General features: G+C 72.0%; 18 protein-coding genes, 1 tRNA gene and 1 pseudogene. 15 read left to right on the top strand and 5 right to left on the bottom strand.

All coding sequences use genetic code 11. The annotated features are described in order from the left end of the window. The 5 genes from AC07DI_RS13305 (at nt 1) to AC07DI_RS13285 (ending at nt 6,265) form a co-directional block, all read left to right on the top strand. A complete protein-coding gene (locus AC07DI_RS13305; RefSeq protein ID WP_384254935.1) occupies nt 1-576 on the top strand; it encodes a sigma-70 family RNA polymerase sigma factor in 576 nt (191 codons plus the stop codon). Beyond that, nucleotides 573-1,376 (top strand): anti-sigma factor family protein, encoded by an 804-nt coding sequence (locus tag AC07DI_RS13300; protein ID WP_478904317.1) that lies wholly within the window; start codon nt 573-575, stop codon nt 1,374-1,376. Before AC07DI_RS13305 ends, AC07DI_RS13300 begins: the two co-directional genes overlap by 4 nt. Nucleotides 1,377-1,464: 88 nt before the next feature. After that, nucleotides 1,465-3,879 (top strand): HelD family protein, encoded by a 2,415-nt coding sequence (locus AC07DI_RS13295; protein WP_478904316.1) that lies wholly within the window; start codon nt 1,465-1,467, stop codon nt 3,877-3,879. A 377-nt stretch (nt 3,880-4,256) separates the two neighbouring features. Further along, complete coding sequence (locus tag AC07DI_RS13290; protein ID WP_384254926.1) at nt 4,257-5,687, top strand: NAD-dependent malic enzyme; 1,431 nt, start codon at nt 4,257-4,259, stop codon at nt 5,685-5,687. A gap of 296 nt (nt 5,688-5,983) precedes the next feature. Further along, nucleotides 5,984-6,265: an HU family DNA-binding protein gene (locus AC07DI_RS13285; protein WP_016645140.1), complete on the top strand. Its 282-nt coding sequence runs from the start codon at nt 5,984-5,986 to the stop codon at nt 6,263-6,265. A 111-nt stretch (nt 6,266-6,376) separates the two neighbouring features. Here AC07DI_RS13285 and murA read toward each other — a convergent pair whose 3' ends face one another. After that, nucleotides 6,377-7,726: a UDP-N-acetylglucosamine 1-carboxyvinyltransferase gene (gene murA / locus AC07DI_RS13280; protein WP_478904314.1), complete on the bottom strand. Its 1,350-nt coding sequence runs from the start codon at nt 7,724-7,726 to the stop codon at nt 6,377-6,379. A gap of 252 nt (nt 7,727-7,978) precedes the next feature. Here murA and AC07DI_RS13275 point away from each other — a divergent pair, with 252 nt between their 5' ends. After that, on the top strand, nt 7,979-8,581 hold the full coding sequence (locus tag AC07DI_RS13275; protein WP_478904312.1) for a YqgE/AlgH family protein: 603 nt from the start codon (nt 7,979-7,981) through the stop codon (nt 8,579-8,581). Here the strand turns inward: AC07DI_RS13275 and AC07DI_RS13270 are convergent. Next, nucleotides 8,554-9,480: a LysR family transcriptional regulator gene (locus AC07DI_RS13270; protein WP_478904310.1), complete on the bottom strand. Its 927-nt coding sequence runs from the start codon at nt 9,478-9,480 to the stop codon at nt 8,554-8,556. The genes AC07DI_RS13275 and AC07DI_RS13270 overlap by 28 nt on opposite strands. A gap of 157 nt (nt 9,481-9,637) precedes the next feature. On the opposite strand from AC07DI_RS13270, the gene AC07DI_RS13265 reads away from it, so the two are divergent. The 6 genes from AC07DI_RS13265 to AC07DI_RS13240 all read left to right on the top strand — a co-directional run bounded on the left by AC07DI_RS13265 (nt 9,638) and on the right by AC07DI_RS13240 (nt 18,436). Then, nucleotides 9,638-10,813, top strand: a complete 1,176-nt coding sequence (locus tag AC07DI_RS13265; protein WP_478904308.1) for an MFS transporter — start codon at nt 9,638-9,640, stop codon at nt 10,811-10,813. Between the two features lie 56 nt (nt 10,814-10,869). Continuing rightward, a complete protein-coding gene (locus AC07DI_RS13260; RefSeq protein ID WP_384254910.1) occupies nt 10,870-11,175 on the top strand; it encodes a DUF3039 domain-containing protein in 306 nt (101 codons plus the stop codon). Nucleotides 11,176-11,342: 167 nt separating this feature from the next. Next, complete coding sequence (locus AC07DI_RS13255; RefSeq protein WP_478904306.1) at nt 11,343-12,998, top strand: beta-N-acetylhexosaminidase; 1,656 nt, start codon at nt 11,343-11,345, stop codon at nt 12,996-12,998. A 295-nt stretch (nt 12,999-13,293) separates the two neighbouring features. Beyond that, entirely contained in the window at nt 13,294-14,199 is a 906-nt protein-coding gene (locus tag AC07DI_RS13250; RefSeq protein WP_384254904.1) for an FAD binding domain-containing protein, read from the top strand. Next, nucleotides 14,196-16,136, top strand: coding sequence for a (2Fe-2S)-binding protein (locus tag AC07DI_RS13245; RefSeq protein WP_478904305.1), 1,941 nt, complete (start codon nt 14,196-14,198; stop codon nt 16,134-16,136). The genes AC07DI_RS13250 and AC07DI_RS13245 overlap by 4 nt, the downstream gene beginning before the upstream one ends. After that, complete coding sequence (locus AC07DI_RS13240) at nt 16,133-18,436, top strand: xanthine dehydrogenase family protein molybdopterin-binding subunit (RefSeq protein ID WP_478904303.1); 2,304 nt, start codon at nt 16,133-16,135, stop codon at nt 18,434-18,436. The genes AC07DI_RS13245 and AC07DI_RS13240 overlap by 4 nt, the downstream gene beginning before the upstream one ends. Before the next feature lie 75 nt (nt 18,437-18,511). On the opposite strand, the gene AC07DI_RS13235 is transcribed toward AC07DI_RS13240, so the two are convergent. The 3 genes from AC07DI_RS13235 to AC07DI_RS13225 all read right to left on the bottom strand — a co-directional run bounded on the left by AC07DI_RS13235 (nt 18,512) and on the right by AC07DI_RS13225 (nt 24,315). Next, nucleotides 18,512-21,835, bottom strand: a complete 3,324-nt coding sequence (locus AC07DI_RS13235) for a S8 family peptidase (protein WP_478904472.1) — start codon at nt 21,833-21,835, stop codon at nt 18,512-18,514. A gap of 167 nt (nt 21,836-22,002) precedes the next feature. Further along, nucleotides 22,003-22,074: transfer RNA gene (locus tag AC07DI_RS13230), tRNA-Cys, on the bottom strand. 1,488 nt (nt 22,075-23,562) lie between these two features. After that, nucleotides 23,563-24,315: a VOC family protein gene (locus AC07DI_RS13225; RefSeq protein ID WP_478904301.1), complete on the bottom strand. Its 753-nt coding sequence runs from the start codon at nt 24,313-24,315 to the stop codon at nt 23,563-23,565. A 220-nt stretch (nt 24,316-24,535) separates the two neighbouring features. Here AC07DI_RS13225 and AC07DI_RS13220 point away from each other — a divergent pair. The 3 genes and pseudogenes from AC07DI_RS13220 to AC07DI_RS13210 form a co-directional block, all read left to right on the top strand. Further along, nucleotides 24,536-24,724, top strand: a pseudogene (locus AC07DI_RS13220) (helix-turn-helix domain-containing protein); the annotation flags it as partial. A 35-nt stretch (nt 24,725-24,759) separates the two neighbouring features. Further along, nucleotides 24,760-25,029 carry a DUF397 domain-containing protein gene (locus AC07DI_RS13215; protein WP_478904299.1) on the top strand — a complete coding sequence of 90 codons (270 nt, stop codon included), beginning with the start codon at nt 24,760-24,762 and terminating at the stop codon, nt 25,027-25,029. A 137-nt stretch (nt 25,030-25,166) separates the two neighbouring features. Then, nucleotides 25,167-26,966, top strand: coding sequence for a DEAD/DEAH box helicase (locus AC07DI_RS13210; RefSeq protein ID WP_384262772.1), 1,800 nt, complete (start codon nt 25,167-25,169; stop codon nt 26,964-26,966). Nucleotides 26,967-27,000 lie beyond the last annotated feature (34 nt).

The following is a 27,000-nucleotide window of genomic DNA, read 5'->3' as shown; positions in this document are numbered from 1 at the left end:
GTGCGCAAGGATTCCGCCGTGGCCGATGAGCGCCCGCAGCCGCACCGACATCGTCTCGGCCGGCCCCCGGGCCCGGACGAGGAGTTGATGCGCGCCCTCTACCAGGAGCACGCGGGGCCCCTTCTCGCCTACGTGCTCCGGCTGGTGGCGGGTGACCGGCAGCGCGCCGAGGACGTCGTGCAGGAAACGCTCATCCGTGCCTGGAAGAACGCCGGTCAGCTCAACAGGGCGACCGGTTCGGTACGCCCCTGGCTGGTGACGGTCGCACGGCGCATCGTCATTGACGGCCACCGCAGCCGGCAGGCCCGGCCGCAGGAGGTCGACCCGTCGCCACTGGAGGTCATTCCCGCGGAGGACGAGATCGACAGGGCGCTGTGGCTGATGACTCTCTCGGACGCGCTGGAGGACCTGACTCCCGCGCACAGAGAGGTACTTGTCGAAACCTATTTCAAAGGGCGTACGGTCAATGAGGCGGCGCAGACGCTGGGTATACCGAGCGGGACGGTCCGTTCGAGGGTGTTCTACGCGCTCCGCTCGATGAAGCTGGCGCTCGAGGAGCGGGGGGTGACGACATGAGCGAGTTCCACGGCCACCACGACGCGGGCCACCACGACGCAGGCCACCACGACGCGCTCCACGAGACCGTCGGCGCCTACGCCCTCGGGATCCTGGACGACGCGGAGGCCACCCGGTTCGAGGGGCACCTCGCCGGGTGCGGGATCTGCCGACGGCAGCTGGAGGAGTTCTCCGGCATGGAGCCGATGCTGGCGGCGCTCGCGGCCGGCTCGCCCGGCGTACCGGCGTCGGCCGAGCCGCTCGGCACCCGGCCGGGCCCTCGCCTCGCCGAACGCCTCGCCGACGAGGTGGCCGCCAAGCGGGAGCGCGGGCGCAGGCGCGGCCTGTACCTGGTCGCGGCGGCCGTCGCGCTGATCGTCGGCGGCCCGCTCGCCGTCCTCGCGCTGACCGGTGACGGCGGCTCGCCGGACGCGCTGGCCGACCCGCACCCCACCAGCCCCGCCGAGGACGCCTTCTTCCACCACATGGACGAGAAATGGCGGGCCACCGACCCGACGACCAAGGTCAGCGCCACGGTCGGCACGGAGAAGAAGCCGTGGGGCACGCACGCCGTCCTTGAGCTGAAGAACGTCAAGGGCCCCCTCAAGTGCTCGCTGATCGCGGTCGGCAAGAACGGCGAGAAGGAGACGGTCACCAGCTGGTCGGTGCCCGAGTGGGGGTACGGCGTCAAGGACAGCCCGGACAAATGGGCGCGCGGCCCGCTGTACGTCCACGGGGGCGCCGCCATGGACCGCAACGACATCGACCACTTCGAAGTGACCACGTTCGACGGCAAACGTCTGGTGGAGGTCGAGGCGTAGCGCACGACAAGTGCACAGGGCGGGCCCCTTTCGCTTAAGGTGGACGGCTGCTCAATACGGGCAGCAGCACGGTGTGAAAGGGGCCTCGGTGGCCGACGTACGCGAGCGCGAGATCAGCGTCGAACAGGAACATCTCGACCAGGTCTACCGGCGCCTCGAGGAGAAGATCCACGAGGCGGAGTTCCTGATGAACGACGCTGCCCAGCGCTCCCAGGTCGGTACGCCTGGCGCGCTCGCCGAGCGTGACGCCCAGGTCTTCCGGGCCGGCGTCCATCTGAACAGGCTCAACAACGAGTTCGAAGACTTCCTCTTCGGCCGCATCGACCTGCTCCTCGGCAAGGACGGCAAGAAGGGGCCCGACGGCGCCTACACGGCCGTCGAACCGGCGGAGGGCGCGGTCCGCGAGGACGACACCGGCAAGTACGCGGAGATCGCGGAGACGCTGCACATCGGCCGCATCGGGGTCCTCGACGCGGACTACTCCCCGCTGGTCATCGACTGGCGCGCGCCCGCCGCCGCGCCCTTCTACCGCTCGACCCCGGTCGACCCGGGCCGCGTCGTGCGCCGCCGCGTCATCCGCTCCAAGGGCCGCAAGGTCCTCGGCGTCGAGGACGACCTGATGCGCCCGGAGCTCACCGCCCGACTCGACGGCGAGGAGCTCCCGGTGATCGGCGACGGCGCCCTGATGGCCGCGCTCGGCCAGGCCCGCAGCCACTCGATGCGGGACATCGTGGCGTCGATCCAGGCGGAGCAGGACATGGTGATCCGCGCGCCCGCCGCGTCGGTGACGTACGTGGAGGGCGGCCCCGGCACCGGCAAGACGGCGGTGGCCCTGCACCGCGCCGCGTACCTGCTCTACCAGGACCGCCGCCGGTACGCGGGCGGCATCCTCATCGTCTCCCCGACCCCGCTCCTCGTCGCCTACACGGAGGGCGTCCTGCCCTCCCTCGGCGAGGAGGGCCAGGTCGCGATCCGCGCTGTCGGCTCGCTGGTCGACGGGGTCGAGGCGACCGTCTACGACTCCCCGGCGGTGGCCCGCGTCAAGGGCTCGTCCCGGATGCTCACGGTGCTGCGCAGGGCGGCACGGGGCGCCCTGGAGACGTCATCGGGGGCCGCCCGCAGGGAGCGGGAGCACGAGCGCGAGCCGCAGGGGCAGCTGGCCTTCGGCGACGAGAGCGACGAGCGCGACGCGGGCGGCGAGGGCGACGGGCACGGCTCCGGTGCCGGCCACGGGAACGCCGCCGCGCCCCAGGGCGCCCCCACCCGCCTCCGCGTCGTCGCCTTCGGGCGGCGCCTGGAACTGGACGCGGGCCAGCTGAACCGCATCCGCCGCAACGCGCTCGGCGGCACCGCCCCCGTCAACCTGCTGCGTCCGCGCGCCCGCAAGCTCCTCCTTGACGCCCTGTGGTCCCAGTCGGGCGCGGCGGGCCGCCACACGGACCCCGAACTCGCCGCCGAACTGCGCTCCTCCTTCGACGACGACGTCTCGTCCGAGGACGACTTCATCCACTTCCTGGACGCCTGGTGGCCCGAGCTCACCCCGCGCGGGGTGCTCGCCGCGATGGGCGACGAGCGGCGCCTCGGCCGCTGGGCCCGCCGCGTCCTGAACCCCGGCGAGGTCCGCAAGGTCGCCCGCTCCCTCAGGCGCGACGCCCTGTCCGTGCACGACGTGGCGCTCCTCGACGAGCTCCAGGCGATCCTCGGCACGCCCCACCGGCCCAGGAAGAAGCGCGAACTCGACCCGCTCGACCTGCTCACCGGCCTCGAAGAGCTGATGCCGCAGCGCGAGGAGACCCAGCGCGAGCGCGCCGAACGCCTCGCGGCCGAGCGCACCGAGTACGCCCACGTCATCGTCGACGAGGCCCAGGACCTCACCCCCATGCAGTGGCGCATGGTCGGCCGCCGCGGCCGGCACGCCACCTGGACGGTCGTCGGCGACCCCGCCCAGTCGTCCTGGTCCGACCCGGACGAGGCGGCCGCGGCCCGCGACGAGGCCCTCGGCACCCGCCCGCGCCGCCGCTTCACCCTCACCGTCAACTACCGCAACCCGGCGGAGATCGCGGAACTCGCCGCCAAGGTGCTCGCGCTCGCGATGCCGGGCGCCGAGTCCCCGTCGGCGGTCCGTTCGACCGGCGTCGAGCCGCGCTTCTGCGTCGTACGTGACGGGGATCTCGCCGCGTCCGTACGGGAGGAGGCGGCCCGGCTCCTGGAGCGGGTGGACGGCACGGTCGGTGTCGTCGTGGCGATGAACCGGCGCGAGCAGGCGGCCCGCTGGCTCGCGGGGCTCGGCGAGCGCGTCGTGGCCCTCGGCAGTCTGGAGGCCAAGGGCCTGGAGTACGACGCGACGCTCGTCGTATCGCCCGCGGAGATCGCCGACGAGTCCCCCGCGGGCCTGCGCGTCCTGTACGTGGCGCTGACCCGCGCGACACAGCAGCTCACGGTCCTTTCGGGGGAGCGCGACGAGCCGGACGCGGACGGTGTGCCGGATCTGCTGAGAGATTGACCGGAGCGGCTTCCCGGGAGGGGAATTGCCTTACGGGGTTCGTTTGTTACCTTGGATGTGGCACCGGCCCGATCCAAGCCCCCGGGCCCAACCATCGTCGCTACGAGCGACCACTTGCCGCGAGGCGAGCATGGCGGGTCGGTGTCATGAACTTGAGGAAGAGGTCCACGTCACCAGTGACGTGGACCTCTTCCGCGTTTCCGGAGGCCCCTTCCACAGAAGCCCCTACTTCTCGTATGGTGGAAACAGGTTTCCGAAATGAAGCGCTGCAGCCGATGAACAAAACGTTCTCAATCCGGGGCGGCTACCACGTACTCGGCGGTAGGTGCGACCATCGGACGGCAAGAGCTACAAGGTGAAAGCAGAGGAAGTCGGCCATGGCAACGGCGCCCAGCGTCTCCTACTCGATGACGGTCCGGCTGGAGGTGCCCGCGAGTGGCACGGCGGTCTCCCAGCTGACCACGGCCGTCGAGTCGTCCGGGGGCTCGGTCACCGGCCTCGACGTCACGGCCTCCGGCCACGAGATGCTGCGGATCGACGTGACGATCGCGGCATCCTCCACCACGCACGCCGACGAGATCGTCGAGCAGCTGCGCACCATCGAGGGCGTCACCCTCGGCAAGGTCTCCGACCGTACGTTCCTGATGCACCTCGGCGGCAAGATCGAGATGCAGTCCAAACACCCCATCAGGAACCGTGACGACCTCTCCATGATCTACACCCCGGGTGTCGCCCGGGTCTGCATGGCGATCGCCGAGAACCCCGAGGACGCGCGCCGCCTGACCATCAAGCGCAACTCCGTTGCGGTCGTAACGGACGGTTCGGCCGTGCTCGGCCTCGGCAACATCGGCCCGAAGGCCGCGCTGCCGGTCATGGAGGGCAAGGCGGCCCTCTTCAAGCGCTTCGCGGGCATCGACGCCTGGCCGCTCTGCCTGGACACCCAGGACACCGACGCCATCGTCGAGATCGTCAAGGCCATCGCCCCCGGCTTCGCGGGCATCAACCTGGAGGACATCTCCGCGCCCCGCTGCTTCGAGATCGAGGCCCGCCTGCGCGAGGCCCTGGACATCCCGGTCTTCCACGACGACCAGCACGGCACGGCCATCGTCGTCCTCGCCGCCCTCACCAACGCCCTGCGCGTGGTCGGCAAGAACATCGGCGACGTGCGCGTGGTCATGTCCGGCGCCGGCGCGGCCGGTACGGCCATCCTCAAGCTGCTCCTGGCCGCCGGGGTGAAGAACGCCGTGGTGGCCGACATCCACGGCGTCGTGCACGCCGACCGCGAGGACCTGGTCTCCCACGAGGCGGACTCGCCGCTGCGCTGGATCGCCGACAACACCAACCCCGAGGGCCTCACCGGCACGCTCAAGGAGGCCGTCGTCGGCGCCGACGTCTTCATCGGCGTGTCGGCGCCGAACGTACTGGGCGGCGAGGACGTCGCTGCCATGGCCGACGACGCCATCGTGTTCGCGCTCGCGAACCCGGATCCCGAGGTCGACCCGGCGATCGCCCGCCAGACGGCGGCGGTCGTGGCCACCGGACGCTCGGACTTCCCGAACCAGATCAACAACGTCCTGGTCTTCCCCGGCGTCTTCCGCGGCCTCCTGGACGCCCAGTCGCGTACGGTCAACACGGAGATGATGCTGGCCGCCGCCGGCGCCCTCGCCGACGTCGTCGCCGAGGACGAGCTGAACCGCAACTACATCATCCCCAGCGTCTTCAACGACAAGGTCGCGGGCGCCGTGGCCGGTGCCGTGCGCACCGCCGCGAAGGCCGTGGGGGCCGTTGTGACGGGTGCCACGGCCTAGCGGCACGGCGCGTCGCGGAACCCGGGCCCGAAAGGCCCCTCTAGGGTGGCTTGGCAGCAGGCCCCCGACCCCTTCTTTCCAGGGGTGGCGGACGCTTTTCGTGTGACCCCCGGGGGCACCGGATTGGCTTTCCCGCCGCAGGTGGGGGCAGGATGCGTAATCGGGCGCGAGGGTCTGACGTCAGACCCGGGTCCGGGGACTGTCCGAGGACCCTGGCAGCATCGTCTTCGCTGTGCCCATCATGCGGCCCTGCCGCGTGGCACGCCTCAACGGCAAAAGAACACGGGAGTACAAACATGAACCGCAGTGAGCTGGTGGCCGCGCTGGCCGACCGCGCAGAGGTGACCCGCAAGGACGCCGACGCCGTGCTGGCCGCGTTCGCCGAGACCGTCGGCGAGATCGTTGCCAAGGGCGACGAGAAGGTCACCATCCCCGGCTTCCTGACCTTCGAGCGCACCCACCGTGCCGCTCGCACCGCCCGCAACCCGCAGACCGGTGAGCCGATCAACATCCCGGCCGGTTACAGCGTCAAGGTTTCGGCTGGTTCCAAGCTGAAGGAAGCGGCGAAGGGCAAGTAGCCCCGAGCAGCGAGAAGGGGCGGTCACCCGGTGGGTGACCGCCCCTTTTGCGTGCCGTCTACAACATGGCCTCGGACGCCGGCCGGAACGGAATCATCCGGCCGGGCCGGATCAGCTCAGCGCGGCCTTGCCCGGGAGCTCGACCTTCGCGCCCAGCTCTTGGAGCTTCTCCATGAAGTTCTCGTAGCCGCGGTTGATCAGGTCGATGCCGTGGACGCGGGACGTGCCCTGCGCCGCGAGGGCCGCGATCAGGTACGAGAAGCCGCCGCGCAGGTCGGGGATGACCAGATCGGCGCCCTGCAGCTTCGTGGGGCCGCTGACGACCGCCGAGTGCAGGAAGTTGCGCTGGCCGAAGCGGCAGTCGGAGCCGCCGAGGCACTCGCGGTAGAGCTGGATGTGCGCGCCCATCTGGTTGAGCGCGGAGGTGAAGCCGAGCCGCGACTCGTAGACCGTCTCGTGGACGATGGAGAGGCCCGCGGCCTGCGTCAGGGCCACGACGAGCGGCTGCTGCCAGTCGGTCTGGAAGCCGGGGTGCACGTCCGTCTCCAGGGCGATCGCGTTGAGCGAGCCGCCCGGGTGCCAGAAGCGGATGCCCTCGTCGTCGATCTCGAAGGCACCGCCCACCTTCCGGTAGGTGTTCAGGAACGTCATCATCGAGCGCTGCTGGGCGCCGCGGACGTAGATGTTGCCTTCGGTCGCCAGGGCCGCGGAAGCCCACGAGGCGGCCTCCAGGCGGTCCGAGAGGGCGTGGTGGTTGTAGCCGCCGAGGCTGTCGACACCGGTGACCCTTATGGTCCGGTCGGTGTCCATCGCGATGATCGCGCCCATCTTCTGCAGGACGCAGATGAGGTCCTCGATCTCGGGTTCGACGGCGGCGTTCGAGAGCTCGGTGACGCCTTCCGCGAGGACGGCGGTGAGCAGGACCTGCTCGGTGGCGCCGACGGAGGGGTACGGCAGCTTGATCTTCGTGCCGCGCAGCCGCTGCGGGGCCTCCAGGTACTGGCCGCCCTCGCGCTTCTCGATGGTCGCGCCGAACTGGCGGAGCACCTCGAAGTGGAAGTCGATCGGCCGGCCGCCGATGTCGCAGCCGCCGAGGCCCGGGATGAAGGCGTGGCCGAGACGGTGCAGCAGGGGGCCGCAGAACAGGATCGGGATGCGCGACGAGCCCGCGTGGGCGTCGATGTCGGCGACGTTCGCGCTCTCCACGTGCGACGGGTCCATGATGAGCTCGCCCGGCTCCTCACCGGGGCGGACCGTGACGCCGTGCAGCTGCAGCAGGCCGCGTACGACGCGGACGTCCCGGATGTCCGGGACATTGCGCAGCCGGCTCGGAGCGCTGCCGAGCAGCGCGGCCACCATGGCCTTGGGCACGAGGTTCTTCGCGCCGCGGACACGGATCTCGCCCTCCAGCGGGGTTCCGCCATGGACAAGCAGTACGTCTTCGGTGCCGGTGACGGTCATGAATCTCGCGTTCCGATTGGATGGACGGGGGGACCAAAGGGCAAGCGTAATGGCCGCGTACCCCCCTTCCGTAAGGCCAAGGCACCTAGAACAGGTCATGAGTTCGTGACAACACGAACCGTGCGGAACCGGACACTCCAGGTCACCGTCCCCGTCGGGCGCTCCACCTGCCCCTTTCGCCCCTGAGCTGCGTTCACTCCGGTATGCGCATTGGCTCCCCGCGCGGGGCGAAGATGCGGGATCATGTGGTCCATGACCGAGGTGTCCTCGCTCACAGGGCGGCTGCTCGTGGCCACGCCGGCCCTGGCGGACCCCAACTTCGACCGTGCGGTGGTGCTGCTCCTCGACCACGACGAGGAGGGCTCGCTCGGCGTGGTCCTGAACCGTCCGACGCCGGTGGAGGTGGCCGACATCCTGGAGGGCTGGGGAGAGCTCGCGGGCGCGCCCGGCGTCGTCTTCCAGGGCGGCCCCGTCTCGCTGGACTCGGCGCTCGGCATCGCGGTGATCCCCGGCGACGAGGGAGCGCCCCGGGCGGGTGCCCGCTCGCGCGCGGGCCGTGAGGACCCCGTCGGCTTCCGGCGCGTGCACGGCGCGATCGGCCTCGTCGACCTGGAGGCCCCGCCGGAGCTCCTCGCCTCCGTCCTCGGCTCGCTGCGGATCTTCGCCGGCTACTCGGGCTGGGGCCCGGGCCAGCTGGAGAACGAACTGGAGGACGGCGCCTGGTACGTGGTCGAGTCCGAGCCCGGCGACGTGTCGTCCCCGGACCCGGAGCGGCTGTGGCGGGCGGTGCTCAGACGGCAGCGCAGTGAGCTGGCGATGGTCGCCACCTATCCGGACGACCCGTCGCTGAACTGACCGGCCTGCCGGAGGTACCGCTCGGCCAGCGGGTGGGCGTCGCGTGCCGGGACCGCCAGGTGCACGGTGACGGGCGGCGCGTTCTTCAGGCGTACGCGGCGCAGGCCCGGGTGGGAGTGTCTGCGGGCCACCGGCTCGGGCGCCACGCCCACGCCGTGGCCCGCCGCGACCGCCTCCACCCACTCGTCGAAGTTGTCGGCGGTGCAGGCGAGCCGGGGCCGGCGGGACGCGGGCCACAGGTCGGGGCGGGTCGCGCCGGTGACGGTGTTCACAACGAGCGGCACGTCCGCCAGCTCGGACCAGTCCACGACGCGGCGGCCCGCGAACTCGGCGGCGCCGCGGGCGACGACGGCCACCCGCGGCTCGTGGTGCAGCACGTGTGAGCGCACCGTGCTGCCCGGCGGTATCTCGCCGCGTACGACCGCCACGTCGCAGGCCCCCGAGGTCAGGCCCGCGAGCGGGGCGTCCCGGCGCACCAGGCGGACGCCCGCGCCGGTCGACGCCTTGAAGGCGGCGCTGAGCGCGACGCACGCCTCGGGCAGCACGGAGGTGAAGCCGAGCCGGAGCAGGGGCGGCTCGGCGCACGTCGCGCGCAGGGTGGCGTCGAGGCGGGTCAGGAGCGGGGCGAGGTCGTCCCGCAGCCGGTGGCCCGCGTCGGTGAGGACGACGCGGCGCGTGGTGCGCTCCAGGAGCCGGGCGCCGACGGCCTCCTCCAGGGCGCGCACGGTCCGGGTGAGCGCGGGCTGCCCCACGCGGAGCCGGTCGGCGGCGTGCGTGAAGCTCAGCTCGTCGGCGACGGCGAGGAAGCCTCGGAGGTGGCGTAGCTCGACGGTGCGGAGGAGGGGGGTGGCGACGGGACCTTCCTGAGCGGTGCCGTCGGCCCTGTCCGTGCCATCCATGCCATCTGTGCCATCTGTGCCATTCACGCCATCCATGCTGCCCAAGCATAAATGGGCGCTCCGGGCATTTCCCCGGCGATGCGGAGGCCTCCTACGTTTCCCTCTCCCGGCGTGCCTGCCGGTGCTGAAACGTGACCGAACGAGGGAGTTGAGTGGCGTGCGCAAAGTGTGGCTGCTGATGTTGGGGGCCTTCACGTTGGGGCTCGATGCCTATGTGATGGCCGGGCTGCTGCCGGTCGTCGCCGGGGACCTGGGCACCACGGTGTCCCTCACGGGGCAGATGGTCACCGTCTTCACCCTCGCGTACGCGGTGAGCGCCCCGCTCGTCGCGGGGATGGCGTCAGGCGTACGCCCCCGGGCGCTGATCATCGGCGCGCTCGCCGTCTTCACACTCGGCAACGCGCTGACCGCGCTCGCGCCGGGCCTCGCGGTGCTGCTCCTCGCCCGCGGCGTCGCGGGTGCCGGTGCCGGGGTCTACTCCGCGCTGTCCACGGCCGCCGCCGCCTCGCTGGTGCCGGGGGAGCGTCGCGGGCGGGCCCTCGCGCTCGTCATGGGCGGGATGAGTTCGGGCACGGTGCTCGGGGTGCCGCTGGGGGTGCTGCTCGCCGAGCACGCCGGGTGGCGCGCCACGATGTGGGGCGTGACGGGTCTCGGGGCGCTCGCGCTTGCGGGGCTCGCCGTGTGGCTGCCCGCCGTGCCCGCCGATCCGCCGGTGCCCGCGCGGGCCAGGCTCGCGGCGCTCACCGACCGCGGTGTCGTGCCGGTCGTCGGCGTCTCCTTCCTCGGGGCGGTCGCTAGCCTCGGCCTGTACACGTACCTCGCTCCCGTCCTCGATGCCACGGGCGGCGTGGGGGAGGGGGATGTCGCGCCGTACCTGTGGGCCTGGGGTGTCGGCGGGGTCATCGGCAGTGTCCTCGCGGGGCCGCTCGTGGACCGTACGGGGCGGGCGGTGGCGCTGGTCGGCGGCCTCATGGCGGCGCTGGTCCTCGCCATCGGCGCGCTTCCGTTGCTCGGCGCGGGGGCCTTTCCCGCGCTCGTCCTGTGGGGTGCGGTGGGCTGGGCGCTCCAAGTCCCCCAGCAGCACCGCCTCCTGTCGCTCCGCGCCGAACGCGGCACGGTGGCTCTCGCGCTCAACAGCTCCGCGCTCTATCTGGGCAGTGCGGTGGGGTCGGCGGGGGCGGGGCTCGCGCTGTCCGCGGGGCTGGGGGCGGGGGATCTGCCCTGGGTGGCGGCGGGAGTGGCCGGTGCGGGGCTGGTCCTGCACGTGTTCGCCACGGGCTCCTTTCGTGTGCGGGTCGCCGGGGACGGGGTGCGCAGTTCCCCGCGCCCCTGAGGGAGCCGTGGTGCGGGCCCAGCGTCAACCCCCCACCGTGAGTACCCTTGGCCGTTATGAGCACTCTTGAGCCCGAGCCCGAGCGCGGGGCAGGTACGGGGACCCTCGTAGAGCCGACGCCGCAGGTGTCGCACGGTGACGGCGACCACGAGCGCTATGCGCATTACGTCCAGAAGGACAAGATCATGGCGAGCGCGCTCGACGGCACCCCCGTCGTCGCGCTCTGCGGCAAGGTGTGGGTCCCCGGCCGCGACCCGAAGAAGTACCCCGTCTGTCCCATGTGCAAGGAGATCTACGAGTCCATGAACTCCGACGGCGACAAGGACAAGGGCGGAAAGGACGGCAAGGGCGGCAAGAAGTAGCCGGCCCTCCCTGGCCTCTGTCTGTGTCTCTGTCTCTGCCTCGCATGAGCATGAGCAAGTCCTGATCGTCCGTTTCGGCCCCTTGTGGGGTCCCTCCGCCCGAGGGGCGTTGCGCGCGGCGCAACGCCCCTTTTGCGTTGCGCAATCGCGTGACAGCCTTGGGCGCCATGACCTTTGGGCAACTCATCCCGGCGCCCGCACGCGCCGAGGCCACGCAGAGCTCTTCCTTCGTCATCGACGCCTCCACCACGCTCCACGGCGGCCCCGGCACCGAAACCACCGAGCGGTGGCTGCGCACCACCCTCGGCGCCGCGCTCGGCCTGCCGTTCCCCGCAGCCGCCCAGGGCGCCGAGGACGCGGCCAACTCCCTCTCCCTGCGCGTCGACGACTCGCTGGCGCCTGAGGCGTACCGGCTCACCATCGACAGCGACCGCGTCGAGATCCGCGGCGGCGCGAGCGCCGGCGTCTTCTGGGGTGCCCAGACGCTGCGCCAGCTCCTCGGCCCCGACGCGTTCCGCCGCGCGCGGCTGCGGCCGGACGCCGAGTACTCCGTCCCCGCGGGCGTCGTCGAGGACGCCCCCCGCTTCGGCTGGCGCGGCATGATGCTCGACGTGTCACGGCACTTCATGCCGAAGGACGGGGTCCTGCGCTACCTCGACCTGCTCGCCGCCCACAAGCTCAACGTCTTCCACTTCCACCTCACCGACGACCAGGGCTGGCGCGTGGAGATCAAGCGCCACCCGAAGCTGACGGAGGCCGGTTCGTGGCGGGCCCGCTCCAAGTGGGGGCACCGCGCCTCGCCGCTCTGGGAGGAGCGGCCGCACGGTGGCTACTACACGCAGGACGACATCCGCGAGATCGTCGCGTACGCCGACTCCCTGCACATCGCCGTCGTCCCGGAGATCGACCTGCCGGGCCACTCGCAGGCCGCCATCAGCGCCTACCCGCACCTCGGCAACACCGACGTCGTCGACACCGAGGCGCTCACCGTCTGGGACACCTGGGGCGTCAGCAAGAACGTCCTCGCCCCGACCGAGGACGTACTCCGCTTCTACGAAGGCGTCTTCGAGGAGATCCTCGACCTCTTCCCCTCCACCTTCATCCACGTGGGCGGCGACGAGTGCCCCAAGGACCAGTGGAAGGAGTCGGCGCAGGCGCAGGCCCGCATCAAGGAACTGGGCGTCGAGGACGAGGACGGCCTGCAGAGCTGGATCATCCGGCACTTCGACCGCTGGCTCGCCGCCCGCGGCCGGCGGCTCATCGGCTGGGACGAGATCCTTGAGGGCGGCCTCGCCGAGGGCGCGACCGTGGCCTCCTGGCGCGGCTACCGGGGCGGTGTCGCCGCGGCCAAGGCGGGCCACGACGTCGTCATGTGCCCCGAGCAGCAGGTGTACTTCGACCACCGCCAGCACGGCGGCCCCGACGAGCCGATGCCCATCGGGTTCATCCGCACCCTGGAGGACGTCTACCGCTTCGAGCCCGTCCCCGCCGAGCTCACCGAGGAGGAGGCGGCCCGCGTCCTCGGCACCCAGGCCAACGTCTGGACCGAGGTGATGGAGAACCAGGGACGCGTCGACTACCAGGTGTTCCCGCGGCTCGCCGCCTTCTGCGAGGTGGCGTGGCGCAGGCTGCCCGCCTCCGCCGAGCGGGACTTCGCGGACTTCGAGCGGCGAATGACCACCCACTACGCGCGACTTGACGCCCTCGGCGTCGACTACCGCCCGCCGACGGGACCGTTGCCGCACCAGCAGCGCCCGGCCCCCGAAGGGCTGACGAACAGGGATCTCGGACGCCCGATCGAGGGAGCGCCCCCGAACGTGTGAGGCGGCCCCGGGTGCGTACTCCCGGCGGCCCGCGCGAGAGCGTGGGCCGCCGGAAGCGTCAACGCAGAGCAGGGCCCAAGAAACCGGCACATTCCCCGTACCGGGGACGAATGCCTCCTACTGGACCCCCGCGTCGGGCCCCCGGGAAGATGTGCCAGAGTTGCCACGTCCGGGTTGTGAGCACGTACCGTACGGCGGAACAGGCGTAACGGTGACACGTCGCGAAACGGCGAGCACTTCACATACGCGTTGTACGTGGAGTAGGCGGCCGGGCATCGGGAAGGGGCAGCCGGTTTTGAGCACGCACGCACCGCAGGCGGCACGGACACCGCAATCGGTGAAGCTGCCCGCCACGCTGGACGAGGCCGTGGCGGCGCTCACCGCCATGCCCGCCGCCGTGCCCGTCGCCGGCGGCACGGACCTGATGGCCTCGGTCAACTCGGGGCAGCTGCGCCCCGCCGCCCTCGTCGGCCTCGGCCGCATCAGCGAGATCCGCGGCTGGCAGTACCAGGACGGCCACGCCCTGCTCGGCGCCGGGCTCACCCACGCCCGCATGGGCCGCCCCGACTTCGCCGCGCTGATCCCCGCCCTGGCCGCCGCCGCGCGCGCCGCGGGCCCGCCCCAGATCCGTAACGCGGGCACCCTCGGCGGCAACATCGCCTCGGCCGCGCCCACCGGCGACGCGCTGCCCGTGCTCGCCGCCCTCGAAGCCGTCCTGATCATCGCGGGACCCGGCGGAGCCCGCCGCGAGATCCCCGTCTCCCACCTGCTCACCGGCATGGAGATGCTCCGCCCCGGCGAGCTCATCGGCTTCGTGCGCGTCCCGCTGCTGCACGCCCCCCAGGTCTTCCTCAAGGCGACGGGACGCACCGGGCCCGGCCGCGCCACGGCCTCCGTCGCGCTGGTCCTCGACCCCGCGCGGCGCGGCGTGCGCTGCGCGGTCGGCGCCATCGCGCCGATGCCGCTGCGGCCCCTGGAGGCCGAGGAGTGGGTCGCCTCCCTGATCGACTGGGACGGCGAGCGCGGCAGCCTCGTCCCGGAGGCGGTCACCGCCTTCGGCGAGTACGTCGCCGCCGCCTGCATCCCGGAGCAGCCCCCGGCGGCCGACGGCACCGAACAGCCGTTGTCCCCCGCCGTACTGCATCTGCGGCGCACCGTCGCCGCGCTGGCCCGACGAGCACTGGGGAGGGCGCTGTCGTGAGCGACGACCAGAACACCCACAACGGCGGCGGCTGGCAGCCGCATCCGCAGGGCGAGTACGACTCCGACGCCACGGCGTTCGTCCAGCTCCCCGAAGGCATGCTGGACGCCCCGCTCGCCGCGCCGGGCCACGGCTACGTCCCGCCGCAGATAACGGTCACCCCCACCACCAGCGACGCCACCGACCCGGCGGCCACCGGCGCGTGGGTCATGCCGCCCGAGGTGACGGGCGTGCCCGGCGGCGGACGCGGGGTGCGGTGGCCCGACGCGGGCACGGCGCAGGGCCACGCGGAGAGCCACGGGTACGACCCGCGGGCGACCGGCCAGTGGAACTTCGGCGAGGCGGAAGCGCCGCGGTCGCCGGTGTACGGGCACATGCAGGGCCACGGCCAGGCCCAGGACCACGGTCAGGGCCAGGGGTACGAGCAGGAGTACGGCCAAGAGCAGGAATACGGCCAGGACTACGGGCAGGACTACGCGCACCAGCAGTACGGGCAGGAGCCCGCCGCGCCGCCCGCGCCCGCCTCCGACGTCACCGGGGAGTGGTCGATCCCGGTCGCCGTCGGCGATCTGCCGGACGAGTCGGGCGAGTTCACCGCCTCGTCGCTGTCCACGTGGGGCGGCACGCCTCCCGCGACGCTGCCCGGTGGCGCGCCCGCGCCGTGGGCGACGGGTGCGGGTGCGGGTGCCGGTGTGCCGTGGGGCGTGCAGGCGCAGGAGGCTCTGCGGCAGGCCCCGCCGGAGGTGCCGCAGGGCGTCCAGGAGACGCTCCGGGCGCCGGAACCCGCTCCCGCCCCGGCCTCGACCCCGGTCCCGGCCGCGGCGGAACCGGAGAACCGGTTCGAGAAGACGCAGTTGCTGCGGGCGATCCGCGTACCGTCCGAGCCGCCCGTGCCGCCCGTGCCGCCCGTTCCCTCCGAGGACGAGTTCGCCGCCGAGCCGCTTGTGGAGCAGGTGCACGAGCCGGTTCACGAGCCCGTTCACGAGCCCGCCGAGGTCGTGGCGGAGACCGAGCCCGAGCCCGAGCCCGCCGCTGAGCCGGACGAAGCGCACGTATCGACGGAAGAAGCGGTCGCGCCGGACGAAACGGGCGCCGTGCCGGACGAAGCGGACGTCGTGGCGGAAGCGGCGGACGAGCCCGCCGAGCAGCCCGCCGAGCCCGCCGAGGCTGTGGCACCCCTCGATGCCGCCGAGCCCCCGGACGTCACCGAGACCTCGGACGTCACCGAGACCTCGGACGACACCGACGCCCCCGACGCCGACGAGTCGCCCGCACCCGAGATCGCCCCCAACCCCCTCCACGACGACCACCCCCTCGTCTCCTACGTCCTGCGCGTGAACGGCACCGACCGTCCCGTCACCGACGCCTGGATCGGCGAGTCGCTGCTCTACGTCCTGCGTGAGCGGCTCGGTCTCGCGGGGGCCAAGGACGGCTGCTCGCAGGGCGAGTGCGGGGCCTGCAACGTCCAGGTGGACGGCCGTCTCGTCGCCTCCTGCCTGGTCCCTGCCGCCACCACCGCGGGCAGCGAGGTCCGCACCGTCGAGGGCCTCGCCGCCGACGGCCGGCCCTCCGACGTACAGCGGGCGCTCGCCAAGTGCGGCGCCGTGCAGTGCGGCTTCTGCGTACCGGGCATGGCCATGACCGTGCACGACCTCCTTGAGGGCAACCCCGCCCCGAGCGACCTGGAGGCCCGCCGCGCGCTGTGCGGCAACCTCTGCCGCTGCTCCGGCTACCGCGGTGTGCTCGACGCCGTGCGCGAGGTGGTCGCCGAGCGCGAGGCGACAGCGGCCGCCGCCGAACCAGCCGAACCCGCCGAGCCCGCCGCCTACGAGGAGCACGGCGGGACGGCCCGCATCCCGCACCAGGCGGGCCCGTACGACGCACACGGACCCGAAGGACCGCAGGGCCCCTACGGCCAGGACGGAGGCCACGCGTGAGCACCGAAGCCACCACCGCGACCGCGCCCGACGCCGCCGAGGAGGGCGCCGAGCAGCCGCCGCACGGCGTCGGCTCGTCCCTGCCGTCCGCGGAGTCCCGGGTGAAGACCGAGGGCACCTTCCCCTACGCGTCCGACCTGTGGGCCGAGGGCCTGCTCTGGGCCGCGGTCCTGCGCTCCCCGCACGCGCACGCGCGCATCGTCTCCATCGACACCGGCCACGCCCTTCAGATGCCGGGCGTGCACGCCGTCGTCACCCACGAGGACGTGCCCGGCGACGCGTTGCACGGCCGCCGGACGCCGGACCGGCCGGTCTTCGCCTCCGACGTCGTACGCCACCACGGCGAGCCCATCGCCGCCGTCGCCGCCGACCACCCCGACACCGCGCGGATGGCCGCCGCCGCCGTCATCGTCGAGTACGAGGTCCTCGAACCGGTCACCGACCCGGAGAAGGCGTTCGAGGCCGAACCGCTCCACCCCGACGGCAACCTGATCCGCCACATCCCGCTCCGCCACGGCGACCCGGAGGCGGCGGGCGAGATCGTCGTCGAGGGCCTGTACCGCATCGGCCGCCAGGACCCGGCGCCGATCGGCGCCGAGGCGGGCCTCGCCGTGCCGCGTCCCGACGGGGGAGTGGAGCTGTACGTCGCCTCCACCGACCCGCACGCCGACCGCGACCGCGCCGCCGCCTGCTACGGCATCGCACCGGAGCACGTGAAGGTCGTCGTGACGGGCGTCCCGGGCGCGACCGCCGACCGTGAGGACGCCGGTTTCCAACTCCCGCTCGGCCTCCTCGCGTTGCGCACCGGCTGCCCGGTCAAGCTGACCGCGACCCGCGAGGAGTCCTTCCTCGGCCACGCCCACCGCCACCCCACCCTCCTGCGCTACCGCCACCACGCGGACGCCGAGGGCCGCCTGGTCAAGGTCGAGGCGCAGATCCTGCTCGACGCGGGCGCGTACGCGGACACGTCGTCGGAGGCGCTCGCCGCCGCCGTCTCCTTCGCCTGCGGCCCGTACGTCGTGCCGAACGCCTTCATCGAGGGCTGGGCGGTCCGTACGAACAACCCGCCCTCCGGGCACGTCCGCGGCGAGGGCGCCCTCCAGGTGTGCGCCGCGTACGAGGCCCAGATGGACAAGATCGCCAAGAAGCTGGGCGTCGACCCGGCCGAGCTGCGGCTGCGCAACGCCATGGCGACCGGCGACATCCTGCCCACCGGGCAGACGGTGACCTGCCCGGCCCCGGTGGCCGAACTCCTCGCCGCCGTACGGGACTTCCCGCTGCCCGAGCTGCCCAAGGACACCCCCGAGGACGAGTGGCTGCTGCCCGGCGGCCCCGAGGGCGCGGGCGATCCGGCCGCCGTGCGCCGGGGCGTCGGCTACGGCCTCGGCATGGTCCAGCTCCTCGGCGCCGAGGGCACGGACGAGGTCTCCACGGCCACGGTGAAGGTGCACGACGGCGCGGCGACGGTGATCTGCGCGGCCGTCGAGACCGGCCAGGGCTTCACCACACTGGCCCGCCAGATCGTCCAGGAGACGCTCGGCATCAAAGACGTGAGCGTCGCGCCCGTCGACACCGACCAGCCGCCGGCGGGCCCGAGCTGCCGCGGCCGCCACACCTGGGTGTCGGGCGGCGCGGTGGAACGGGCCGCGAAGATGGTCCGCACCCAGCTCCTCCAGCCCCTCGCGCACAAGTTCGGCATGTCGACCGAGCTGCTCCAGATCACCGACGGCAAGATCACCTCGTACGACGGCGTGCTCTCCACGACCGTGACCGAGGCCCTGGAGGGCAAGGAGCTCTGGGCCACGGCCCAGTGCCGCCCCCACCCGACCGAGCCGCTCGACGAGGCCGGGCAGGGCGACGCCTTCGTCGGCATGGCGTTCTGCGCGATCCGCGCGGTCGTGGACGTCGACATCGAGATCGGTTCCGTACGGGTCGTGGAACTGGCCGTCGCCCAGGACGTGGGCCGCGTCCTCAACCCCGCCCAGCTGCGGGCCCGCATCGAGGCGGGCGTCACCCAGGGCGTGGGCGCCGCGCTCACGGAGAACCTCCGCACGCCCCGCGGCCTGGTCCGCCACCCGGACCTCACCGGCTACGCGCTCCCCACCGCCCTGGACACGCCCGACATCCGCATCGTGAAGCTGGTCGAGGAGCGCGACGTCGTGGCCCCCTTCGGCGCGAAGGCGGCCAGCGCGGCCCCGGTCGTGACGTCCCCGGCGGCCATCGCCTCCGCGGTCCGCGCGGCGACGGGCCGCCCGGTCAACCGCCTCCCGATCCGCCCGCAGGCGGCCGTAGCGACGTGACGGCCCGCCGGAACCGCGGGGTTCCGACGGGCCGCCGGGTGTGCCGGGGCGGGCCCCGGGCTCAATGGCGCGGGGCTACTTGCCGTGGTACGCGTCGTGGACCGACAGCGTCGACTTGTTGCCGTCCTTGTCCGTGACGGTGGCGCGGAAGGCGATTCCCTCGCCCTTCGCCGGGTTCCGCACGGAGATCCTGCCGTCCCGGACCGGCGTCTTCTGCCAGGTCCGGCCGTCGTCGTACGAGACGTACACGGCAAGGGACTTGAGGTTGCCCGGACCCGCCGCCGAGCCCTGTACCTTCACCGGAACGGACTGGGTGGCGCCCGCGGGGGCCCGGCTCGACAGGTCGAGCTTCGGCGCGAACCGCACCGTGGACGCCGGGAGCCGGACCTTCTCCGTCCCCGTGTTCTTGGACCGGAACGTCCAGCTCGCGTCGATGCGTGAGGAGGCCGCGGCCGTCCTCGGATCGCGCGTCACGGAGGTCGTCAGCCGGTACTCCGCCTCGTCGGCCGGGACCCTGAAGGTCTCGGAGCCGGACACCGGGTCGTCGTTCTCGGCGATTTTCGTGCCGTCCCGGTACAGGGTGGACTTCGCCGAGGCGTACGCGCTCCAGCCCGGGTGGCCCTTGCCGTCGGCGGCGACGGGGAGCCGGCCGCCGATCCTGTCGCCCTCGCGGAAGAGGCCGAGGTCCTTGCCGAGGGCGGGGCCGAAGACGCCGGTGTTGAACGTCCTGGCGTACGTACCGCCCGCCTTGTAGGTCTCCGGGGGCATCGAGTAGCTGCCCTCCAGGACCGGGTCGCCGTCCGCGTCCTTGTCGCCGTACTGCGAGAAGTCGATGCCCCACCGCGTCCCGTCGAGTGCGGAGACGTGCACGGTCTTGGTGCGCGGCAGCGGCTGCGGGGTCAGGATCGGTGAGATGCCGCCGGCCTGCGGCTGGTATCCGGCGACGAACAGGGAGCCCGAGCGGCCGGGCGAGGAGGCGCCCGTGCCGACCTTGAGCGTGGCGAAGTCGGCGGGCTTCAGGTGCCGGGTGTAGCCGGTCGCGAGCTTCTTGACGTTGCCTCCGATGACCATGTCGTAGCGGGTGTCGGCGCCCTTCAGCCAGGTGCCGAGCCACTGCTGGCCGAGGCCTTCGGGCGCCTGGGGGCCGAGGTGGGCGGTGCGCATGTTCTGGAAGGCGGTGACGCGCAGGGCGCCGAGTTCGTACCCCGCGTAGCTGTAGCGGCCGTCCATGGAGACCAGCTCGGCGGACGGGTCGGGCCCGGTGATGTCGACCGGCTTCGTCTTGCGGGCGTCGACGGTCACCGTCGTGTCCTTGTCGACGACCAGCGCGGGACCGGCCAGCCAGTCGACGCCCTTGTCGCCGTTCTCGGGGTCGACGTAGATCGCCGCGTCGAGCAGGTAACTGCCCTTGGCCAGGCGCGCCTTGAACGTCGCCGACGAGGAGTCCGGGAACAGGTTGAGGCCCTTGTCGGCGCCGGTGATGGCCGACAGCGACGACGCGTGGTTCGACGCGGGCCTTCCGTCGCGGCCGATGAACTTCAGCGTCACGTCGTACCGCTCGATCTCCCGCTCGACCACGGCGGCGGTGCGTACGGACTGGCCGCCGCCGTTCGCCACGACGTACGCGGAGTACGTGCCGTCGACGGTGCCACCGAGCTTCGAGTCCGCGGTCAGCTCCACCGAGGCGGTACCGCCCGCCGGGACGGTCACCTTCTCGGCGCCGAGCGAGAAGAAGCCTGCCGGGGCCGGGTCGCCCTCGGGCCCGGCAGCCACCATGCTGAGGTCGAGGGAGACGTCATCCGTACCGAGATTGCGGTACGTCACCTTCTTGGTGAGCGGCTCGTCGTCGGTGTGCGGCCACGCCTGGATGCCGAAGTTGACGGAGACGGGTTCGGCGATCACGGTCTGCCCGATGGCCCGGTCCACCGCGATACGGCCCGAACCCTGCTGGAACGGCCGGTAGCCGCCGTCCTTCGTGGAGGCGGTGAGCGCGCCCTTGAGCTCGGCGTACGTCCACTTCGGGTGCTGCTGCTTGAGCAGTGCCGCGGCGCCCGCCACGTGCGGGGACGCCATCGACGTACCGGAGATCGACAGATAGCCCTCCGGGTTCTGGCCGACCTGCTTCTCGATGGCGGAGCCGGGGGCGGCCGCGGCGGTGATGTCCACGCCGGGCGCGGTCACGTCGGGCTTGATCCCGCCGTCACCGGCGCGCGGGCCCCGGCTGGAGAACGGGGCCAGCTTGTCGTTGTCGTCGACCGCGCCGACGGTCAGGGCGGCGTCCGCGGTGCCCGGCGAGCCCACGGACCCGGGCCTGCCGTCGTTGCCCGCCGAGACGGCGAAGAGGATGCCCTTCTCCTCGGAGAGCTTGTTCACCGCCGCTTCGAGCGGGTCGACATCGGGGCTGTCGCCGCCGCCGAGGCTGAGGTTGACGACGTCGGCGCCCTCGGCCGCCGCCCACTCCATGCCCGCGACGATCCCGGAGTCGTCACCGAACCCGTCGTCGTCGAGGACCTTGCCGCTGATGAGCTCGGCGCCGGGTGCGACGCCCTTGAACTTGCCGCCCGACTTGGCGCCCGTGCCCGCGGCGGTCGACGCGACGTGCGTGCCGTGGCCGACGCGGTCCTTCAGGTCGGGGGAGGCGGAGAAGTTCTTCTCGGCGACGACCTGACCGTGGAGGTCGGGGTGGGTGGTGTCGACGCCCGAGTCGAGGACGGCGATCCTGACGCCCTTGCCGTCGTACCCGGCGTCCCACGCCTTGTCGGCACCGATCTGCCTGACGCTCTTGTCGAGGGTGGCCTCGCGGGTCCCGTCGAGCCAGACGTGCTCGATGCCCTTGCCGCCGACGCCGTCGATCAGGGTCTTCCACAGGTCGGCCGCGTCCTGCTTCGGGGTGGTGACGGCGTCGGCGTTCAGTGACTTCAAGGTCCGGCGGACGGTGGTGTCGCCGGTGGCGCGCAGGCCGGCCCGGGCGTGGGCGGCGCTGCCCTTGTAGCCGACGATCAGCTTGAGGCCCTTCGCCTTCGCCTGAGCCGCACGGTTGCGCTTTTCGCTCAACTCCGTGACGTCGAACAGCCGTTGATCGATCCGGCCCTCGGATATCAGGCGCTGGGCGTCCGCGGGGAGTACGAGGGTGTGGCCGCCCGGCGAGCGGAGCGTACGGACGGGAACGTGTTCGCGGCCCTTCGCCGGGGCGAAACCGGTGACGCGGCCTTGGGGGTCGACGGTGACGTGGTCGCCGGTGAGGAGGGTGAGTCGGTGCGTAGTGGTGCGTGGCGCGAAGGCGTCGGAGCGGTTGCTGTTGCTGTCGCGGTTGCTGTTGCTGTTGGTCCCGGGCCGTAACGGCCCGTCCCCGTCCTGCCGGGCCGCTGCGGGGCCCGTCATACCCGCCGTGAGAGCCATGGCGGCGGCCGCGGCTACGGTCGCCGCGCATGCTCTCTTCACGTGGTCGCGCAAGTTTCCTCCCTGGAACCGTGTGGACTCGTGGCACGTGAGTCCTGTTCCGGGAGTATGTCGGCCCAACTGGGCGTATTTCGATGCCTGTTACAGGAACCAAACGGGAAAGAGAGAGGCCGTGGCGGGAATCGAACCCGCGTAACTGGATTTGCAGTCCAGCCCCTCAACCACTCGGGCACACGGCCAAGTCTTCGACGTGCTGTCGACCTGACCTCTTGAACGTAGCGGTGGTTCGGGTGGGGGCTCAAGGGAGTGGAGGGTGGCGCAATGGGACTGCCATGTGGCGTTCATGAACGGGAGACGTTCGGTGGGCCGGTGCCTTTGGGGGTGGGCGGGGGCGTCCGGGGTTTTGCGGAGTGTGGCGGTTCCGGGCCGGCAGTAAAGGGCGCTCCGCTGCGCTGCGCGTCGGCTGCGCCGATGTCCCTTCGGGCCACCCTTGACTCCCGTCCCTCCACCGCACGTTGACTTTGACCCGGACGCCCAGGGGTGGGGCCGCCGGGGGGCGTGGGTTGGGTCGTTCCCTTTGCCTGCCGGGTGCGGCCCGGTCCAACGCGAGTCGAGGCTACGGTCGGGGCGCGGCTGCCCCAGCGGCGTCGCCGCTCGGGCCATCCCCTCGCGCTGCCGGGTGCGGCCCGGCTCATCGCGAGCGCACGCTACGGCCCTGGCTCGGCTGCCCCTGCGGCGTCGCCGCTCGGGGTCATCAGCCATCGCTGCCGGGTGCGGCCCGGCCCATCGTGGGCGGACGCCAGGGTCGCGCTCGGTCAGACCATTCATCGCCGGGCGGTCGCCTGCCGCTCCGGGGCACCTACTTTGGGAAAGTTGCGAATGGAGTCCCCGCGCGCCCCCTCTTCACCCCCAATGCGCCGTTCTAGATGGGAGTCTGCCGAGGCGCATGAGGCAGCGCGCGAGGCGCGGCAGGGGGGCGCGCAGCGGACTGCTTCGCAACTTAGCGAAAGTTGATGCCGCCCCCCCCGGGGTGATAGGTCGCGTATCCGAGACGGGCGGGGCGTGCGGGGCGTGACAGGGGGGGGCGCGCGTCGGACCGCTTCGCAACTTTCCCAAAGTAGGTGCCGGACCGGGCAGTGACCCGAGTGTTCGGCAGCACCCCGGGCGCGTGACGGTGATTCACGTTGGGCCGGTCCGCACCCGGCCGTGAAGGCTGATGACCCGAGCGGCGAGGCGGCAGGGGCAGCCGAGCCCGGACCGTGACGTCGGCTCGCGATGGACCGGGCCGCACCCGGCAGCGCAAAGGGATGGCCCAAGCGGCGATGCCGCCTGGTCGACCCAGCGGGGACCGTAGCGTGCGCTCGCGTTGAGCCGGGCCGCACCCGGCAACGCAAAGGGATGGCCCGAGCGGCTAGGCCGCAGGGGCAGCCGAGCCCCGACCGTGACGTCGGCTCGCGTTGGGCCGGGCCGCACCCGGCGGTGCAAAGGGAATGACCCATCCCACACCCCCCGGCGGCCCCACCCCTGGGCGTCCGGGTCAAAGTCAACGTGCGGTGGAGGGACGGGAGTCAAGGGTGGCCCGAAGGGACATCGGCGCAGCCGACGCGACCGCAGGGAGCGCCCTTTACTGCCGGCCCGGAACCGCCACACTCCGCACAACCCCGGACGCCCCCGCCCACCCCCAAAGGCACCGGCCCACCAAAGACGCCGAGAAGACCGAGCCGAAGTCACGCCGGAGCGAGAACGCAGAACTCGTTGCCCTCCGGGTCGGCGAGGCACGTCCACGGCGCGTCACCCTGACCGAAGTCGATGCCGGTCGCACCAAGCCCCCGCAACCGCGTCCCCTCCACCTCGTGATCGCCCCCGCGATAAGGCCGGAGGTCGAGATGGATGCGCGGCCGAGCCGACGGGTCCCAGCCGGTCTTCACACCCGACGTGCGGAGGAACTCCAGGTACGGCCCGACACCCTTGGCAGAGCGCAGGCGGGCGAGGTCGTCAGTCACCTCGTGCGGGGTCCAGTCCATCGCCTCGTCCCAGAACCGGGCCATGGCACGCGGATCGGCACACTCGACCACCACCGCGGCCATCGGACCGGTGTCCCGGTAGATCTCCCGCGGCTCCAGCACGCAGAACTCGTTGCCTTCAGGGTCGGCCATGACCTGCCACGGGACGTCACCCTGGCCCACGTCGACGGGGGTCGCGCCGAGTTCCCTGAGACGTGCGACCAGCTCTGCCTGATGGGCGGCGGAGGTCGTGGCCAGGTCAACGTGCAGGGAGTTCTTCACCGTCTTGGGCTGCGGGTCGGCGACGACGTCGATGACGACGGCGGTGGGGTCGGGGTAGGCGAAGCCCTCGGGTTCGAGGTTGGTCACGCCGGGGCCCTCGCTGTCGACGCCCCAGCCGAGCGCCGCCGCCCAGAAGCGGCCCAGCGCCGCGTCGTCCCGGGCCTTCAGATGGATCTGGACAAGTCGCGTCGTCATGCCGCAGATCCTAGAGCGGCGATCTTGCGCCGAGCCATCGAATAGGCGGCGCCCGTGCCCACGTCACTCAGCGTGGCCCCCCGTACGTACGGTGCATAGCGGTGCGTGGTGTGCGTACCGCAATTGTCCGGTGCGTGTCCCGGCCTGTCCTGGCTGTCTCGGTTGCTGTTCGGGTACGTGTGCGCGTTGGGCTTTGGACGGTACGACGGAGGTGGGCGCGGTGGAGTGTAACGACGCGGTGGATGAACCGGGGTGGGACGTCGACCCCGAGGACGAGATCAGTTCGGTGGTCGAGATGGTTGGCCAGCACCTCAAGTTGCGGCGTGAGGCGATGGGCCTCAGCGCCGCGGAGTTCGCTGAGGCCATCGGGTACGGGGAGGATCTCGTCCGGAAGGTCGAGCGGGGGCGCGGATCCCTCGTCATCGAGCGAATTCTGGGAGAAACATGTTCGGCAAGACCTCTGCCGGAGACGTCTCCGGACTGGAGTGGATCAAGAGCAGCTACAGCAGCAGCAACGGCGAGGACTGCGTCGAGGTCGCCTTGGAGTGGCGCAAGAGCAGCTACAGCAGCACTAACGAGTCCGGCGACTGCGTCGAGGTAGCCACAACCCCCCGAACCGTCCACATCCGCGACTCAAAGATCACCAACGGCCCCCTCCTCACCGTCACCCCCGACCGCTGGTCCGACTTCCTCGCGTACGCCTCACGCAGCTGAGGGGGAGCGCCGCGCGAGCGCCGTGTGAGACCTGTCGCACCCGTCCCGGGCACCGCCCCGAACCCACGGGTACGCCACGCATCACCGGTAAGGTGGCCCGGTTGTCATACGTGCCGCCGACCGCGAACCCGGAGACCGTGACTACCACCAGCGCCGCCGCCACCTCCTCGCACCACCTGTCGCCCGCGTTCCCCGGGCGGGCCCCCTGGGGCACCGCCAACAAGCTGCGCGCCTGGCAGGAGGGCGCGATGGAGAAGTACATCCAGGAGCAGCCGCGAGACTTCCTCGCCGTCGCCACCCCCGGCGCCGGCAAGACGACGTTCGCGCTCACGCTCGCGTCCTGGCTGCTGCACCACCACGTCGTCCAGCAGGTCACCGTGGTCGCGCCCACCGAGCATCTGAAGAAGCAGTGGGCCGAGGCCGCCGCCCGTATCGGCATCAAGCTGGACCCCGAGTACAGCGCGGGGCCCGTCAGCAAGGAGTACCACGGGGTCGCCGTGACGTACGCGGGCGTCGGCGTACGCCCGATGCTGCACCGCAACCGCTCCGAGCAGCGCAAGACCCTCGTCATCCTCGACGAGATCCACCACGCGGGCGACAGCAAGTCGTGGGGCGAGGCGTGCCTGGAGGCGTTCGAGCCGGCGACGCGGCGGCTCGCGCTCACCGGTACGCCGTTCCGGTCCGACACGAATCCGATCCCCTTCGTCACGTACGAGGAGGGGAACGACGGCATCCGGCGCTCCTCCGCCGACTACACCTACGGCTACGGCAGCGCGCTCGGCGACGGCGTCGTGCGGCCCGTGATCTTCCTCTCGTACTCCGGCAACATGCGGTGGCGCACGAAGGCCGGTGACGAGATCGCCGCGCGGCTCGGCGAGCCCATGACCAAGGACGCCGTGTCGCAGGCGTGGCGCACCGCGCTCGACCCCCGGGGCGAGTGGATGCCGAACGTCCTGAAGGCCGCCGACAAGCGGCTCACCGAGGTCAGGAAGGCCATTCCCGACGCGGGCGGCCTCGTCATCGCCTCCGACCAGGACTCCGCGCGCGCCTACGCCAAGCTGATCCGCGAGATCACCGGGTCCAAGGCCACCGTCGTCCTCTCCGACGACACCGGCGCGTCCAAGCGGATCGACGACTTCGCCGCGAGCACCGACCGGTGGATGGTCGCCGTCCGCATGGTCTCCGAAGGCGTCGACGTGCCGCGCCTCGCGGTGGGCGTGTACGCGACCACGATCTCCACGCCGCTCTTCTTCGCGCAGGCCGTCGGCCGTTTCGTACGGTCCAGGCGGCGCGGCGAGACCGCGTCCGTCTTCCTGCCCACCGTCCCCGACCTGCTCGGCTTCGCCAACGAGATGGAGGTCGAACGCGACCACGTCCTCGACAAGCCGAAGAAGGAAGGGGAGGAGGACCCCTACGCCGAGTCCGAGAAGGAGATGGACGAGGCCAACAAGGAGCAGGACGAGGACACCGGGGAGCAGGAGCAGTTCTCCTTCGAGGCCCTGGAGTCCGAGGCCGTCTTCGACCGGGTGCTCTTCGACGGCGCCGAGTTCGGCATGCAGGCGCACCCGGGCAGCGAGGAGGAGCAGGACTACCTCGGCATCCCCGGGCTCCTCGAACCCGACCAGGTGCAGATGCTGCTCCAGAAGCGGCAGGCCCGCCAGATCGCCCACAGCAGGAAGAAGCCGGACGACGAGGCCGACCTCCTGGAGATCCCCGCCGAACGGCGCCCCGTCGTCTCCCACAAGGAACTCCTCGGGCTCAGGAAGCAGCTGAACACGATGGTCGGCGCGTACGTCCACCAGAGCGGGAAGCCGCACGGGGTGATCCACACCGAGCTGCGGCGCACCTGCGGGGGGCCGCCGAGCGCGGAGGCCACGGCAGGCCAGCTGCGCCAGCGCATCGAGAAGGTCCAGGAGTGGGCCACCCGGATGAAGTGAGGGCTGAGCCGCTGGTTCCGAGTGGGGAGGTGGT

It is taken from the genome of Streptomyces sp. NPDC044106 (assembly GCF_056433985.1).
This window is presented reverse-complemented; position numbering and strand designations above follow the sequence as displayed.

What these genes read in the sequence shown, in the direction of transcription:
- AC07DI_RS13300 (WP_478904317.1), top strand. Translation starts at nt 573, where the DNA reads ATGAGCGAGTTCCACGGCCACCACGACGCGGGCCACCACGACGCAGGC.
- AC07DI_RS13290 (WP_384254926.1), top strand. Translation starts at nt 4,257, where the DNA reads ATGGCAACGGCGCCCAGCGTCTCCTACTCGATGACGGTCCGGCTGGAG.
- AC07DI_RS13285 (WP_016645140.1), top strand. Translation starts at nt 5,984, where the DNA reads ATGAACCGCAGTGAGCTGGTGGCCGCGCTGGCCGACCGCGCAGAGGTG.
- murA (WP_478904314.1), bottom strand. Translation starts at nt 7,726, where the DNA reads ATGACCGTCACCGGCACCGAAGACGTACTGCTTGTCCATGGCGGAACC.
- AC07DI_RS13275 (WP_478904312.1), top strand. Translation starts at nt 7,979, where the DNA reads ATGACCGAGGTGTCCTCGCTCACAGGGCGGCTGCTCGTGGCCACGCCG.
- AC07DI_RS13270 (WP_478904310.1), bottom strand. Translation starts at nt 9,480, where the DNA reads ATGGATGGCACGGACAGGGCCGACGGCACCGCTCAGGAAGGTCCCGTC.
- AC07DI_RS13260 (WP_384254910.1), top strand. Translation starts at nt 10,870, where the DNA reads ATGAGCACTCTTGAGCCCGAGCCCGAGCGCGGGGCAGGTACGGGGACC.
- AC07DI_RS13255 (WP_478904306.1), top strand. Translation starts at nt 11,343, where the DNA reads ATGACCTTTGGGCAACTCATCCCGGCGCCCGCACGCGCCGAGGCCACG.
- AC07DI_RS13235 (WP_478904472.1), bottom strand. Translation starts at nt 21,835, where the DNA reads ATGGCTCTCACGGCGGGTATGACGGGCCCCGCAGCGGCCCGGCAGGAC.
- AC07DI_RS13225 (WP_478904301.1), bottom strand. Translation starts at nt 24,315, where the DNA reads ATGACGACGCGACTTGTCCAGATCCATCTGAAGGCCCGGGACGACGCG.
- AC07DI_RS13215 (WP_478904299.1), top strand. Translation starts at nt 24,760, where the DNA reads ATGTTCGGCAAGACCTCTGCCGGAGACGTCTCCGGACTGGAGTGGATC.